The sequence below is a fragment of the Chitinophaga eiseniae genome, assembly GCF_012641265.1.
Taxonomy (GTDB): Bacteria; Bacteroidota; Bacteroidia; order Chitinophagales; family Chitinophagaceae; genus Chitinophaga; species Chitinophaga eiseniae_A.
The window spans coordinates 310581-325631 of sequence record NZ_JABAHZ010000004.1 but is presented as its reverse complement, the minus strand read 5'-3'; the positions used below and the strand labels follow the sequence as shown (position 1 = coordinate 325631).

General features: G+C 47.4%; 11 protein-coding genes. 5 read left to right on the top strand and 6 right to left on the bottom strand.

The features are described 5' to 3' along the window. Window positions 1–4 precede the first annotated feature (4 nt). Both HGH91_RS18400 and HGH91_RS18395 read left to right on the top strand, forming a co-directional pair. Window positions 5–2053, top strand: a complete 2049-nt coding sequence (locus tag HGH91_RS18400; protein WP_168740270.1) for a glycoside hydrolase family 2 protein — start codon at window positions 5–7, stop codon at window positions 2051–2053. A gap of 5 nt (window positions 2054–2058) precedes the next feature. Then, window positions 2059–3498 carry an alpha-L-fucosidase gene (locus tag HGH91_RS18395; protein WP_211092349.1) on the top strand — a complete coding sequence of 480 codons (1440 nt, stop codon included), beginning with the start codon at window positions 2059–2061 and terminating at the stop codon, window positions 3496–3498. Window positions 3499–3560: 62 nt separating this feature from the next. Here the strand turns inward: HGH91_RS18395 and HGH91_RS18390 are convergent, their stop codons facing one another. Next, entirely contained in the window at window positions 3561–6074 is a 2514-nt protein-coding gene (locus HGH91_RS18390; protein ID WP_168740268.1) for a DUF5686 and carboxypeptidase-like regulatory domain-containing protein, read from the bottom strand. A 114-nt stretch (window positions 6075–6188) separates the two neighbouring features. Between HGH91_RS18390 and HGH91_RS18385 the strand changes: the two genes are divergently transcribed. Further along, the gene (locus tag HGH91_RS18385; protein WP_168740267.1) at window positions 6189–7037 is read left to right on the top strand and encodes an NAD(P)-dependent oxidoreductase; all 849 of its coding nucleotides are present in this window, start codon (window positions 6189–6191) and stop codon (window positions 7035–7037) included. A 70-nt stretch (window positions 7038–7107) separates the two neighbouring features. Here the strand turns inward: HGH91_RS18385 and HGH91_RS18380 are convergent, their stop codons facing one another. The 4 genes from HGH91_RS18380 to HGH91_RS18365 form a co-directional block, all read right to left on the bottom strand. Then, the gene (locus HGH91_RS18380) at window positions 7108–7563 is read right to left on the bottom strand and encodes a hypothetical protein (RefSeq protein WP_168740266.1); all 456 of its coding nucleotides are present in this window, start codon (window positions 7561–7563) and stop codon (window positions 7108–7110) included. A 9-nt stretch (window positions 7564–7572) separates the two neighbouring features. Next, the gene (locus HGH91_RS18375; protein ID WP_168740265.1) at window positions 7573–8001 is read right to left on the bottom strand and encodes a multiprotein-bridging factor 1 family protein; all 429 of its coding nucleotides are present in this window, start codon (window positions 7999–8001) and stop codon (window positions 7573–7575) included. A gap of 20 nt (window positions 8002–8021) precedes the next feature. Further along, complete coding sequence (locus tag HGH91_RS18370; RefSeq protein ID WP_168740264.1) at window positions 8022–8513, bottom strand: hypothetical protein; 492 nt, start codon at window positions 8511–8513, stop codon at window positions 8022–8024. Window positions 8514–8789: 276 nt separating this feature from the next. Beyond that, complete coding sequence (locus HGH91_RS18365) at window positions 8790–9635, bottom strand: protease complex subunit PrcB family protein (protein ID WP_168740263.1); 846 nt, start codon at window positions 9633–9635, stop codon at window positions 8790–8792. A 162-nt stretch (window positions 9636–9797) separates the two neighbouring features. Between HGH91_RS18365 and HGH91_RS18360 the strand changes: the two genes are divergently transcribed. Continuing rightward, window positions 9798–11813 carry a beta-L-arabinofuranosidase domain-containing protein gene (locus HGH91_RS18360; RefSeq protein ID WP_168740262.1) on the top strand — a complete coding sequence of 672 codons (2016 nt, stop codon included), beginning with the start codon at window positions 9798–9800 and terminating at the stop codon, window positions 11811–11813. 20 nt (window positions 11814–11833) lie between these two features. Here the strand turns inward: HGH91_RS18360 and HGH91_RS18355 are convergent, their stop codons facing one another. Next, complete coding sequence (locus tag HGH91_RS18355; protein WP_145668603.1) at window positions 11834–12337, bottom strand: Lrp/AsnC family transcriptional regulator; 504 nt, start codon at window positions 12335–12337, stop codon at window positions 11834–11836. 209 nt (window positions 12338–12546) lie between these two features. Here HGH91_RS18355 and ppsA point away from each other — a divergent pair, with 209 nt between their 5' ends. Further along, on the top strand, window positions 12547–14961 hold the full coding sequence (ppsA, locus tag HGH91_RS18350; RefSeq protein WP_168740261.1) for a phosphoenolpyruvate synthase: 2415 nt from the start codon (window positions 12547–12549) through the stop codon (window positions 14959–14961). Window positions 14962–15051 lie beyond the last annotated feature (90 nt).

Sequence of the window (15051 nt, the reverse complement as noted above, 5' to 3'; positions counted from 1 at the left end):
TGCCATGAAGAAATCACTCCTCATTTCCTTATTGTCTGTACTCCTGTTTTTGCAGGGGTACGGACAAACGGGAAGAACTGTCTTGCCATTCAACGATGGATGGACCTTTCGCAAAGGTCCGCTCATAGCAGATAAAAACCAGTCCGACACCAGCTGGCAAAGCGTAACACTCCCGCATACCTGGAATAATAAAGATATGCAGGAAGGCAAAAATTTCTATGCCGGCGAAGGTTGTTATCAAAAACAATTTCCCGTAGCAGCCTCGCTGAAAGGAAAGCGCCTGTTCCTCCGCTTCGATGGCGTAGGCTCCGTAGCCAACCTCTACATCAATAATCGTTTCATCGGCGAGCATAAAGGTTCCTATGCCGCCTTCTGTTTTGAGATTACCCACGTGGTGAAGTATGGAGAAGAAAATACCATCGTGGTAAAAGCCAATAATAAAGCCAGGGAAGATGTGTTGCCCGTCAACAACTTTCTCTTTGGCATTTTCGGAGGTATCTACCGGCCGGTCAACCTACTGATCACCAATGATATCAACATCACCACTACCGACTATGCTTCGCCGGGGATTTATATTACGCAGGAGCTGGGCAATAAAAAGGCACAGGTAGGGGTGACCGCCAAGATCGAAAACAAACGTCTTCATTATACGAACGTACAGGTACAAACGGAAATAAAGGATCACCAGGGAAAGCGTGTAGCCATTTCCGTTAAAGATGCAAGCCTCTCTCCACAAGGTATCAACATCGTCCACCAGGAACTCCCGGTCAATAATCCGCATTTGTGGAACGGGCTCAAAGATCCCTATCTCTATGCCCTCACTACCTCCATTATAGCCGGCGGAAAAGTGCTGGATGCCGTAACTCAGCCACTGGGGCTACGTCGCATCGAGGTGCAGGCGGGGAAAGGTTGTTTCCTGAATGGTATAGCTTACCCGATGCACGGTGTTACCCGCCACCAGGAATGGCAGGACTATGGCAATGCACTCAGCAATGCACAGCATAAAACAGACCTCGACCTGATACGCGAAATTGGGGCCACCACCATCCGCTTTGCTCACTACCAGCAATCGGAATATCTCTACTCCCAATGTGATAGCATGGGTTTCCTGATCTGGGCAGAGATACCTTTCGTTAATAACTTCTCCGGGAAAGAAAGTGAAAATGCCCAACAGCAACTCACCGAGTTAATCCGGCAAAACTTCAACCACCCGGCGATCTACGTATGGGGTATGCACAACGAAGTATATGCCAAAACACCCGACGATTATGTATCAGTACTCACCCGACAGCTGAACGATATAGCCAAAACCAACGACCCTGGCCGGTATACCGTGGCGGTAAGCGGCTACGGCGAAATGAATCGCCCCGCCAACCTGGCCACAGATATCCAGGGCATGAACCGCTACTTCGGCTGGTATGAAGGCAAAATAGGGGATATAGAAGGCTGGGTAAAAGGACTGGAAAAAGATTACCCGGACTATAGGCTGATGCTAACGGAATATGGCGCCGACGGAAACATTCATCAGCATACCGATAGCCTGGTAACAGACTTTGACCCGGTAAGCGGACAATTCTTTCCGGAAACCTATCAGACAGCTACTCACGTGCAGCAATGGGCCGTGATAGAAAAACACCCGTATATCACCGCTTCCTATTTATGGAATATGTTCGAATTTGCCGTACCCATGTGGAACCGGGGCGGAGTGAATGCCCGCAACCTGAAAGGCCTGATCACCTACGACCGCCAGGAGAAAAAAGATGCGTTCTACTGGTATAAAGCTAACTGGAACCCGGCGCCCATGGTATATATCGCCGAACGCCGCAACAATATCCGCCACCAGGCCCACGTGAAAGTAGAAGTATTCAGCAACCTGGAACTTGTAACCCTGCAGGTAAATAATAATGCACCGGTTACCGGTCATAGGGGCGCGAATAAAAGAGATATTATCTTTGACGATATCACACTTCAACCCGGCAACAATACGATCACCGCCACCGGCATCTATAACGGCAAAGCATATACGGATACCATTACCTGGACATTTAACTGATCATGATGCAAAAAACATTGCGTACTATAGCCGCCAATGCCCTGTTGTTATTACAACTGCACGGACATGCTCAAACGAATCAAAGCATAAGAGATACCCTTCCACTGGAACACGGCGCCCACCGCATCGGCAACAGAACAGATGCGGACATGGCCCGCTGGCGCTCACAGCGCCTGGGACAATTTATTCACTGGGGACTGTACGCCATTCCCGGTGGCGAATGGAAAGGAAAAACATATAACGGCGCCGCCGAATGGATACGCTCCTGGAAGGAAATGCCACAACAGGAGTATGATAACCTGTATAAACAATTTAACCCGGTCAACTATCAGCCGGAAGAATGGGCGCAACAAGCCAACGATATGGGCGCCAAATACATGATCATCACCACCAAACACCACGATGGATTTTGCCTGTGGCCCAGTAAATACAGTAAATATAGCGTGGCTGCCTCTCCGTGGAAAAAAGATATTATTGGTCCCATGGTAGATGCCTACAATAAAAAAGGGATCGATGTATACCTGTACTTTTCCATCATCGACTGGAATCAGCCCGACTGGCGCGCTGCCTTAAAAACACCCGCGGACTCCATCGCCTATCAACGGTTCAAGGTATTTGTAAAAAACCAGTTGACCGAATTATTACAGCGATACCCTACCGTAAAAGGTTTCTGGTTTGACGGCACCTGGGACGATTCCTGGAAAAACGACGGCTCGTTCTCCGATGAACTGGAGCAGTACCTGCAACGATTACATCCCGGCCTCATTATCGGCAGCCGTTTACGCGCCGATGAAAAAGGCGCCCGCCACTTCGACTCCAATGGCCGCCTGATGGGCGATTACGAGCAGGGCTGGGAACGCAAGCTGCCGGAAAAATCAGCCGATGTACATGGCAACGACTGGGAAGGCGTAATGACTATTCCTGAAAACCAATGGGGCTACAATGCCAGGTGGGCGGGACACATCAAATCATCTAATGAACTCATTGAAATGCTGGTAAAATCTGCTTCGCTGGGCGGTAATTTCGTGATTAACTTCGGACCTAAAAGCGATGGTACTTTCCGTACAGAAGAAGTGCAGCGCATGCAGGAAATAAGCCGCTGGATGAAAATAAATGGCAGTGCTATTTATGGAGGTACAGATGCCGGCTTCGCAAAACAGGATTGGGGATATTATATCCGCAAATCCGGTACAGACAGCGTGTACATGGTGGTTTGTAATGTACCCGTGTCCGGCCAATTGCGGGTAAAGCTGCCTGCGCAAACAACGTTGGTAAATGTGACTTCCCTGGAAAAAAATATCATCAGCGGAACACCGGAACTGATTGGTAAAAACGAATACTTTATTCACCTGGATCATAAAAACCAGGATGCTCCTTTTGTAATCCTGTTGCAAACCAGCAAAGATAGCCGGGATAACAGCGGCTTTGAAAAAGCAAAAACCTGATCACGCAAAGGAGCAAAGAAGCAAAGCACTTCGCGCCTTTGCCTCTTTGCTCCTTTACGTGATTAAAACTGTAGCCGCAAACTGCCAAACAGTCCAAAATTGCCGGTATGTGAAACATTCTTACTATTGGGATATAACCGCCATACCGCATCAATACGGAAAAATTTAAAGATATTATCTATCCCCGTACCTACTTCCGTATATACATGCCCTTTGAGAGAGCGCATGCCATAGTCTGCAAACTCGATGTGATTAAAGCTCCGATTGCTGGCCGACATATCGCCAAATACTGTCTTCACATTCCAGAACTGACGTACGCCTGTTTTCCGCATAAAAGGCAACAGGTTTAACAACTTCCGGTCGAAATGATGTTCGATATTAATCCCTGCATATTGGTCGCTGAAAAACTCGTACTTATTCATCAGGCTAAACGACTGCTTATTGTAATAATACGTTTCATTGCCCGGATGCATCTGTAATAACATAAAAGGCAACCGGTCGCCGAAAATTTTTCCGCCATACACCATATAGCTCAGCTGTCCCCAGTTAGGCAATTGTACTTGCTGCATCAGGCTTACATTCACCTTCTGGTAACTATACCGGCTGTCGAGGATACCGGAAGGCGCCAGCGCATAATTCAGTTCCAGCACGGGTAGTTGCCCGCGTATCCTGCGTATCTTCCGGAAGGTGTGAATTTCCTTTTCTCCGGGTGCATAACGGAGATTGAGTTGCATCTCCATATTCACCAGGTTATTTCTTTCTTCTCCCTGGCGCAGGAACATTTTATGGGAAGGCAGCGGATCAAAGGTAGTGTAGGCGCTATGCGACACCGCTCCCTGTATGGAAAAAGTACCGGCAATTTTTTTCATGGCCATCAGTTTAAACTCACGCTGACGTATAAACTTTTGTGGAATACCATGCCGCCGTACGAGGGCGCCGAATACATTATCCAGGGATACTTCTTCCCCGTTAAATCCGCGTTGATTATTATCGAGATCGTCTTTATACCAGGAGGCAAAGCTCCATCCTGTTTTAGGTAATTCGTATGCCATGGCCATTTTACCTTTCAGGGCCTTGTCTTTGCTGCCGTAGGCCAGGTAGCCGAACAGGCGCAGGTTGCGGTTGAATTCGGGCGTGGTGCCGAGGTCGAAACGTAACCGCATACCTTCAATGCGGTTGCGGCTGATCCATTTATACCAGGGGCCTATTTCTACTTTACCCAGCTTGATATGTCCGTCTACCAGGAAGGTGAAAGTATTGCTTAACCGGGTAAAGGCCGGCATCGATTTCAGTGTATCCACCAGGGTGATGGCATGCAGTTCATTTTTGGTCAGGGGGTCGGGGCGGTGTTGGCTCATGTATTCCTTACCTGCCGTTAATGCCGTGTCGGCCACCAACACTTCCTCCGCTTTTTTATTGGCCATTACTTTACTGGCAATATCGGGTGCGTTGACCCTGATTTGTTGATACTGCGTGGTTTTCCGGCCAATGAAAGTAGTTTTTTCCTTGCCCAGCGGCGCCAGTTCTACAATAAATTTATCTTTTGTCACTACCCAATCTTTCTCATTTAGTTGGGCAAATTCCTGGATGATGTCGAGTCGTTTTACAAAGTTGATATCCACGGTACCCGACACCGACAAGCTGATTTTCAGCAATGCCCAGGTACGGCTGTTCACCCAGCAATCGCCTGAGAAAAGATTTTCTCCTTCCCGCTTCGGCGTAAAGGCCAGATGGAAATAAGATTGTCCGTTCAGCTGTATGGTATCCAGTCCTTTATAATGATAGTACCGGTCGCCGTTTTCGCTGACGGGGCTGATAAATTCCCGTTTGAATATCAGCATGTAGTTGTTGTAGGTATTAATTTTCTGGTTGATACCACCGAGGTATTCCATCACTGATTCATTCTTAATACCGCTGGTATGTAATGCTTTGATTTCTTCCCGTACGCGGGGAGGCGTTCCCGCCACATAATAATCTGATACAGATTCGGTGAGAAATACCGGCAGGAAAGGCTTTTGTTCGGAAGTGCTGTCCACGCGATCCAGTACGAATGCAAAGGGCTGCAGCAATTTATTATTGGTCAGTCGCTTCCTGTTGAAGTTGGCCAGGTCGAGTTCCAGTTTATTATATAATTCGGCGTAGTAGTTATTATAGTGCCGGGGGCTATTTTCCGCTTTATGCGCCACTATCTGTCGCCACCAAACCAGGCCGCGGTCCAGCTTTGCTTTTACTTCCACGCCTTTGTTCATGTTAGCTTCGAGCTGCAGGACCAGCTCCGTATTGTTGTACGGATGCTGCATTGGCAGGTATTTAACGGCGTATCCTACGTAGCGCACCACCAGCGTATCAGCCGGGCGACTACTTGGTTTCAGCTTAAATATGCCGGCATTGTCTGTCATACAGCCAAAGCCGGCAGCTTTCCAGTAAACAGTGGCGAAGGGCAGCGGTTCCTGCGTAAATTGATTCACCACTTTTCCGGCGATTCCGGGCGCAGTTTGTCCATATCCTGCCCCCGAAATCAACCACAATAACAGGCACATTACGCCCTTGCAGGTACAGTTGTAGGTAAACGGCATCAGGTCCAATAATTTCCTTAAAAAAGAAACAGCACAATCGTTTATATGACGTGCAAGACGTCACTTCCCCCCCATACCTTTTAACTTTTTCCTATCTTCGGAAGAAAAAAGGTTATGATAGCATTCTTAGGCATGGGCCTTCTTGGGTCAAATTTCGTAAGGGCGTTGATTAATAAGGGGAACAGTGTGCAGGTGTGGAATCGTACTACCTCCAAAGCCACTGCACTGGAGGCTTATGGCGCCAAAGCATTTGCCGGTGTAACGGCTGCGGTGAAAGGTGCAAGCCGCATACATATTACATTAAAAGATGATCATACGGTAGATGAGGTACTGGCGGCGGCCGCTCCGGGGCTTCAACCCGGCGCCGTGATCATAGATCATACCACCACCTCTGCTGATGGGGCCGTGCAGCGAACAAAAGATTGGAAAGCCCGTGGCTTTACTTATCTCCACGCCCCGGTATTCATGGGTCCGCAGAATGCCCTGGAAAGTACTGGGTACATGCTCGTTTCGGGCGACCAGGAAGTGGTGGCCACCTACCTGCCAGTGCTGAAAGAAATGACGGGCCAGGTGGTCAATTTTGGCGACGTAGAAGGGAAAGCTGCCGGCATGAAACTGATCGGCAACAGTTTCCTCGTTGGCTTAACCGCCGGCCTGGCAGATACATTGTCGCTCGCCAAAGCACTGAACATTCCTCTCAGTGATGTGACTGGCCTCTTCGGCGAATGGAATCCCGGCAACGGCCTGGCTGCGCGCGTAAAACGTATGACTTCCGGCACCTACGACAATCCCTCCTGGGAACTGAATATGGCGCGGAAAGATACCCAGCTGTTTATTGACGCTGCTAACAAAGCGGGCGTTCCCCTGGCAGTACTGCCGGCCATTGCCAAAGAAATGGACCAATGGATTGCCAAAGGACATGGTCAGGAAGATTGGACAGTGATTGGAAAGAACAGTATTTAGAAATGATATAAAATGCGGAGCCTCCGGTGTTGAACACCGGAGGCTCCGCATTTTTATTATTGGAAAGTGGTCAGTTATTTTTATTTACTTTACTTTTCCGTGTTCTTGTTATATTGGATGGATCAACCAGTGGGAGGATTACTTTACCTAATACATCTTTTTTCCCTTTTTCATGCAAGAGCCCCCTTAGGGAATCATAAGCAATCCCAATCAGGTAACTTTCCAAACCACTATCTATCATTGAAACTTTCTTTTCTTTTTTTAAACTGGTGCTCCAGACAACGTCCGATAAGTGGAAAATTGTTTCACCAATAATATATCCCAGGTTAATCAAATCCTTTACATCATTTTCTACAAAAACTGTGGCGGTAATTTTGATGGCAATCTGCCTGGATTTAACGTCTACACTGACTTCCGCATCTAAAGCAACTTTCCCATTATACAGCCCTCCATAGGCGATATCTTTAGGCTTATTGGCCTTATATCCGACCACTTTGAGATTCAATATTGTTACTCCTAATTCCATAATAGCTTATCAGACAACTAAGGGTATTTTAACGTGTTGCTGGTATTGATACGTCTTAATATATACGGTTGTGTTACCTTCTATCTCCTCCTGTGCAGTAAGACGACCTTCTTTAACTGTAATCAAAAGATCAAAAAACACCTGTTGTTTAGCACTTTCCAAAACAGGCAATTGCCTATTCCTGGGGACCTCGAGAAGAGCCTCACCCAGCGCTATTTCAATTTTTGCAATGGTTTCCAATGTAAAGTTGTGTGTTCCTTTCATCCATTTGCAGATTTCGGACTCTTTTTTCCCTAATAAATGTGCAAACTCCTTTTGAGTCATTCCTCTTGCATCCAAAATGTCCAATATTCTTTCAGTAATGTCAAAAGATTTGGAAACCATTAACTTGATTTCTGGTGGCACTTCTTTTAATATCCGATCAAATTTCGTAGACATAATGATAGAAAATTTACAAATTATTCACAATCTCCAATTTCGAAATACATATTCCCGGAAAGTATGCTTTCTCTGTTTACTTTTAGCCAAAACATCTCTTTTTCCAATAAACGTTGTTGAATTTCAGCATCAAGCAAAGTCAAAAATCTCCAGTGTGGGCCGCATTTTGGACAATCCTGTACCAACGCAGCCGTTTTTATATCTCCATTGCCGATCAATATTGCATGCTCACCATAGGGAACACAGTATAACCGCAGGGCACTAAAGCCCGAAGGTAATGCTTCAATAGCACGCTCCCCTTGGGGTCGAAATCTCCCCCGGTTAATACCTCGTGCCGTAAACTCGCCAATGGCTGCAAGAATCTTATTAAGGCTGGGGCGATACATCTTTTCATTCTCAAACTTCGCTATAAATTGATCAAACAAACACACTTCACCTCTGGGTTTAAAAGTATATATCGTCAAAGCCGGATACGTTGCGTATACGATTACTTTTCCTTTTTTGCAATTCACTTTTAAGTTAATTCAAAGTTATTACTATTAAATGTCATTTCCTCGCGTGGGAAAAAATTTTTCCACACACTAACGGTTTTTGAAATAAAAAGCACATAACTACCTAATTGTAAGTCAAAAACACATTGCTATGTTTCTATCTTACAGCTTAAAGCCTGGAGATGCAAAATATACGGGGGAAGTAATCTTAGCGCAGTAGTAGGGTTGTCAGCATGAAGTAGGAGCACCTCATGCCGACTATAAAATCGTATAACCAGCACGACTATACGTTATTCTTTAATCTTCCTGTAATACTACGTTATAGGTAGATGGAATATAAGTAGTAGCCGTAGGGGTAGTAATCATCTGAACATTCATGCTGCCGGCAGGTGGTGGCATCAGCTTGTAGTGAATAATAGCATCCGTACCGGAAAACACGATACTGTTCACCAACAGATCGTAACCACCCGTAGGTTTCTCTCCAGCTGAAAGTACCACACTTTTTACATGATTATTTATAGGCTTGGTGGTATAGGTAATCGCCTCTTTACCGGCATTACCATTTTCAGCTACGCCGCGGTGCGACTTTACAAAATCTGCGGCGGCTTTCACCATTTTAGTAGCTTCTGCTTTGGTGATATAGGCCTTGGGCCGGAAGCTGCCATTTTCCAGCGTCACTACTTTGTACTTGCTGAGCGATTGTACGGCCGACAATCCACCCCCGGTAAAGGATTTTTCGTCCTTAATGATTACCCAGTTCATTGTTTCCGGATATGGGCCGGTGGATTTTATTGCTTCAAACAGGGCCAGGGCAAACTGTTCGCGGGTAGCCGGCGACTCTGGATTCAACGAGCGGCCTGATTCTATGCCATTGTTAGCCGCAATAATCAGCGATGATGCATAAGCCGCTTTATTATTCGCCTTCGGGAAGTAATCGGTGGCCTTGGGCTCCTTGATAAAGCGGATGTTATCGATGTTTAATCCCAGTCCTTTTACAATAAGGTCGATACCGCTGCCAAAGGAAATACGTGACTGAGGTTTGGGTGCTACTGCTTCCACTGCTGCTTTGTCTTTACTGAAAAGCGCATCAGGGTGTATTGTCAGCAAAAATGCTGGAATTGCTACCGTCATATATAGCTTCATAAATAGGTGTTTTTCGTTATGCAAAAGTAGGAATTTGTGGCTATTCTACTTTCAATCCCGATACTTTCCTGATACATTTTAGCGAAACAATGAGCAAATCCGGCTAACTACCGGCGGTTTTTACTCCTAACTTGCCTCTCTAATCAGCGCTGAACAGCAAGCATGAAGAAACGTATTGCTATTTTTTCCACGTTATGGCTTGGTCTTTTATGGGGTAACCGGGTAAGCAGCCAACAGGCAACGAATTATATTTTTAACCGTGCCCCTTTATATCAGAAGCCTTTTACCGAATTGCCCATTGGGGCGATTGCTCCTAAAGGATGGTTACGGCATATGCTGATACAGCAAAAAAATGGTGCCACCGGGCAGCTGGATAAACTGTATCCCCTGGTGATGAGTCAGCGCAATGGCTGGCTGGGCGGCGATGGCGATCAATGGGAACGAGGCCCTTACTGGCTCGATGGATTACTGCCATTGGCCTATATTCTGCACGATACGGCACTTATTGCCAAAGTAAAACCTTGGGTGGAATGGTCTATCCAAAGCCAACAGGCCGACGGCTATTTCGGCCCGGCGAAAGACTACCCCTATGAACCCGGCATACAACGGGACAATAGCCGCGACTGGTGGCCTAAAATGGTGATGCTAAAGGTGCTGAAACAATACTACCAGGCCACCGCCGATCCCCGTATCATCCCCCTGCTAACCGGCTATTTCCGCTACCAGCTCAAAGAACTACCGCAGCACCCACTGGACCACTGGACGTTTTGGGCGCGCTATCGCGCCGGAGACAACCTGATGGTGGTATACTGGTTGTACAATATCACCGGGGATGCCTTCCTGCTCGACCTGGCGGAACTAATCCATAAACAAACATTCGATTACACACAAGCCTTTTTACATACCAATCTCCTGTCTACCCCCGGCAGCATTCACGGCGTAAACCTGGCCCAGGGCATGAAAGAGCCCATGATCTATTACCAGCAACACCCCGACAACCAATACCGGGAAGCCACCCGCAAAGGCTTCGATGACCTCCAACGCTTCAATGGCATGGCCCACGGCCTCTATGGCGGCGATGAAGCCCTGCACGGCAATAATCCCACCCAGGGATCCGAGCTATGCACGGCCATGGAAATGATGTTTACCCTGGAAAGCATCCTGGAAGTAAGCGGAGAAGTAAGGTATGCCGACCAGCTGGAGAAGATTGCATTCAATGCATTACCTGCCCAGGTAACGGGCGACTTTATGCAGCGACAGTATTTCCAGCAGGCCAACCAGGTGATGGCCACCCGCCATATCCGTAATTTCGATGTAAACCATAGCGGCACCGACGTATGCTATGGCTTATTATCCGGGTATCCCTGTTGTACATCCAACATGCACCAGGGCTGGCCTAAATTGGTGCAACACCTCTGGTATGCCAGCGCCGACAGCGGCGTAGCCGCCATGATCTACGCTCCCAGCGAAGTAAAAGTAAGCGTGGGACCACAACGTATACCCGTTACCATTACCGAAACCACACAATACCCCTTTGAGGAAACGGTTACCTTTACGATACAAACCCGTAAAAAAGTGCGCTTCCCGCTTCACCTGCGCATCCCTGCCTGGTGCAAAAAAGGAACGATTACCATCAATGGGAAAACCCTGCAGGAAGTGGCCGGCAACCAGGTAGTTCCCGTATCACGGGAATGGACCTCCGGAGATGTGGTGACCCTGGAGCTGCCTATGACCATACAACAGCCCACCTGGTTCGAAAATTCTGTATCGGTAGAACGGGGCCCGGTTACCTATGCACTGAAAATCGGAGAAGCGGTGAACACCGTTAAAAACACCAAAGACCCGCTGGAATATGGCGATACCTACCAGGAGGTACGGCCCACCACACCCTGGAACTATGCCCTGATAGCCACGCCCGCCGATCAGTTGGCCGCGCACTATAAGGTAGTTAAAACCGGGACACTTACCAACTATCCCTGGAACCAGGCCAATGCCCCCATCTCCATTACCACCAAAGCCAAACGTATTCCATCGTGGCAGTTATATAACGACATGACCGGTCCCCTGCCCTATAGTATTACCTACGGTATGGAAATGGGAGCAGAAGAAGAAATTATATTGATACCTTATGGCTGTACACAATTGCGTATTGCACAGTTCCCGGTGGTAGGGAGGTGAGAAATCCTGACTTTTTAAATTTATTTATTTTTAGGAACCAGCTTCGCCTGCCAGTTTGTTTTCAGGTTCAGTTCTACCTCATGCTTGGTTTCTGATAATACAAAGAGGCTACGGATCTTATAGATATTATCGAGTCGCGATAATTTCGTGAGGTTAAACACTTCATAGGCTTCCATGTCTGCTACCAGCACTTTCAACAGGTAATCGAACTGCCCGTTCATTTTGTAACATTCCATCACTTCCGGGAAAGAGTTGATCTTTTGCTCGAACGACAGCAGGCGGTCATGACCGTGCTCCTTCAGTGTTACGCTGGTATAGGCCACCAGGTTCTTACCCAGCTTATGTTTATTCAGTACGGCAATATACCGCAGGATATAACCTTCTGCCTCCAGTCGCTTTACTCTTTCAAATATAGAAGTAACAGACTTACCTAACCGGGAAGCAATCTCTTTATTGGTTGTCCTGGCGTCTTCCTGCAATATGTCCATTATACACATATCAATCTGGTCAGGTATGAAAGTCATGGGCGTATTTTTATCAAAAATAGGAATATGGCTACTGATTCAGAAAAAAAGTCTGTTACAGGCATCCTTTTTAGTTTTCTTTTCGCTTTTGTCCGAATCCTTATCGCGGCACCGTTACATGGTCTAATTTGCTGGTAACAAAAACACAACCACGTTCGGAAGACTTAAGTTATCCTTCCATATTTTTTATTCACTAAACTCATTTTTACATGAGAGAAAGTATTGTACTGCCGCTTGAAGCGGTGGGCATGGACGCTATTGCCCTGGTAGGAGGCAAATCGGCCTCATTGGGCGAAATGATTGCTAACCTCTCCAAAGCCGGCGTAGCGGTGCCTTCCGGGTTTGCCATCACCACCAACGCCTATTACGAATTCATGAAACAAAGCGGGCTGGAACAGTTTATTGCCGAACAGGTAGCCACCGTTGATTTCAATGACATCGTTACCCTCCGCCGGGCCGGGCAGAAGATCAGGCAAGCCATCAGCAGCACCCGGTTTCCCCATGAACTCAGCCAGGAAATTATTGCCGCCTACTATGCCCTCTCACAGCAATACGGACAAGACCAGACCGACGTGGCCGTGAGATCTTCCGCTACCGCCGAAGACCTTCCCGATGCATCTTTTGCAGGTCAACAGGAAACTTTCCTCAACGTAAGAGGCCCCGCAGCCCTGATCGATGCAGTAAGAAACTGTTTCGCCTCCCTCTTCACCGACCGTGCCATCAGCTATCGCCGCAACTTCGGATACGACGATTTCAGCATAGGCTTATCTGTATGCGTACAGAAAATGGTACGTGCCGACCTGGGCGCTTCCGGAGTAGCCTTTTCTCTCGACACAGAATCCGGGTTTAAAGATGTAGTGGTGATCAACGGCTCCTGGGGACTGGGAGAAATGGTGGTACAGGGCGCTGTATCCCCCGATGAATTCATCGTATTCAAGCCTTGTATGCAGGAAGGATACACGCCTATTATTGAGAAAAAAATGGGCGTGAAGGATAAAAAAATGGTATACGGTGAAAGCAGCGATCAACGTACCAGGATTATCCCCGTAGAGAAAAAGCAACAACACCATTTCTGCCTGGATGATCAGCAAATCATGCAGCTCGCCACCTGGGTGCGTTGTATTGAAGACTACTACTCTGAAAAGAAAGGACGCTGGTGTCCTATGGATATAGAATGGGCCGTAGATGGGCTCACCAATGAACTGTATATCGTACAGGCCCGTCCGGAAACCATCCACTCCCGGAAAGATCATAACCAGATATCTTCTTTTGCCATTCACCACAATGGCACCATGCCAAAAGTATTGCTGAAAGGTATCGCCGTAGGCGATAAAATAGCCGCCGGCAAAGTAAATATTCTCTTTTCCCTCGACAACCGTTTAATTACAGGCAGTGAATTTAAACCCGGCGACATCCTGGTCACCGACATGACAGATCCCGACTGGGAGCCTATCATGAAAATGGCTTCTGCTATCGTTACCAACAAGGGCGGGCGTACCTGTCATGCTGCTATCGTAGCCCGTGAAATGGGCATACCTGCTATCGTTGGCTGCGGCGATGCCACAGAAAGACTCAACGCCGGCCAGGAAATCACCGTCAGCTGCGCAGAAGGCAGTGATGGGATTGTATATGAAGATATACTCCCCTTCCGGGAAAATCACCTGGACCTGTCTACCCTCCCGGCTATACGCACCCCACTGATGCTGAATGTAGGCTCTCCCGGCATGGCCTTTTCCTTTACCCACCTGCCCAACAAAGGCGTGGGACTGGCCCGGGAAGAATTTATTATCAACAACTACATCAAAGTACATCCGCTGGCATTGCTCAAACACAAAGAGCTCAATGACCCGGAACTGTCGGCACAGATTGCACAGCTGATGCAGGGATACGACAATGAAGCTGACTTCTTCGTAAGTAAACTGGCTTATGGTATTGGAAAAATTGCCGCCGCCTTCTACCCTGAGAAAGTCATCGTTCGCTTCTCTGATTTCAAAAGCAACGAGTATTTCAATCTCTTAGGTGGTAAATACTTTGAGCCCACAGAAGAAAATCCCATGATTGGCTGGAGAGGCGCTTCCCGCTATTATTCCGCCCAATACAAGCCTGCTTTTGAACTGGAATGCAAAGCCATTCAAAAAGTAAGACAAACCATGGGGCTTAAAAATGTAGTCGTAATGATTCCGTTCTGCCGGACTATAGAAGAACTGCAGGCGGTGCTGGCCACCATGGAATCGTTCGGACTACGCCGTGGCGAACACGGTCTGGAAGTATACCTGATGGCAGAATTGCCTTCCAATATTATGATGGCGGAAGAATTTGCCGCCCTCATCGACGGCTTCTCGATAGGATCTAATGATCTGACACAGCTCACACTTGGTCTCGACAGGGATTCCTCCCTTGTGGCCAATATTTATAACGAGCGCAATCCGGCAGTGCTACGCATGATCACTCACCTGATACAGGTAGCCAAACGCATGAAGGTAAAAGTAGGTATCTGCGGACAAGGACCTTCCGACTTCCCGGATTTTACCAAATTCCTGGTATCACAGGGAATTGATAGTATTTCAGTTACACCAGATGCAGTCATAAAAACAGTGATGGCGATTCATGAGGCGGAGAAATAATACACCAAAACAATCGCGCTGATGCAATGCAGCCCAATTAACGAGGACCGGTATCAATATACCGGTCCTTTTTCCTATCAACGATTATCA

Bases quoted from the DNA above. Each gene is read 5' to 3' on its own strand.
- HGH91_RS18400 (WP_168740270.1), top strand. From the start codon at position 5: ATGAAGAAATCACTCCTCATTTCCTTATTGTCTGTACTCCTGTTTTTG.
- HGH91_RS18395 (WP_211092349.1), top strand. From the start codon at position 2,059: ATGCAAAAAACATTGCGTACTATAGCCGCCAATGCCCTGTTGTTATTA.
- HGH91_RS18390 (WP_168740268.1), bottom strand. From the start codon at position 6,074: ATGCCGTTTACCTACAACTGTACCTGCAAGGGCGTAATGTGCCTGTTA.
- HGH91_RS18385 (WP_168740267.1), top strand. From the start codon at position 6,189: ATGATAGCATTCTTAGGCATGGGCCTTCTTGGGTCAAATTTCGTAAGG.
- HGH91_RS18380 (WP_168740266.1), bottom strand. From the start codon at position 7,563: ATGGAATTAGGAGTAACAATATTGAATCTCAAAGTGGTCGGATATAAG.
- HGH91_RS18375 (WP_168740265.1), bottom strand. From the start codon at position 8,001: ATGTCTACGAAATTTGATCGGATATTAAAAGAAGTGCCACCAGAAATC.
- HGH91_RS18365 (WP_168740263.1), bottom strand. From the start codon at position 9,635: ATGAAGCTATATATGACGGTAGCAATTCCAGCATTTTTGCTGACAATA.
- HGH91_RS18360 (WP_168740262.1), top strand. From the start codon at position 9,798: ATGAAGAAACGTATTGCTATTTTTTCCACGTTATGGCTTGGTCTTTTA.
- HGH91_RS18355 (WP_145668603.1), bottom strand. From the start codon at position 12,337: ATGACTTTCATACCTGACCAGATTGATATGTGTATAATGGACATATTG.
- ppsA (WP_168740261.1), top strand. From the start codon at position 12,547: ATGAGAGAAAGTATTGTACTGCCGCTTGAAGCGGTGGGCATGGACGCT.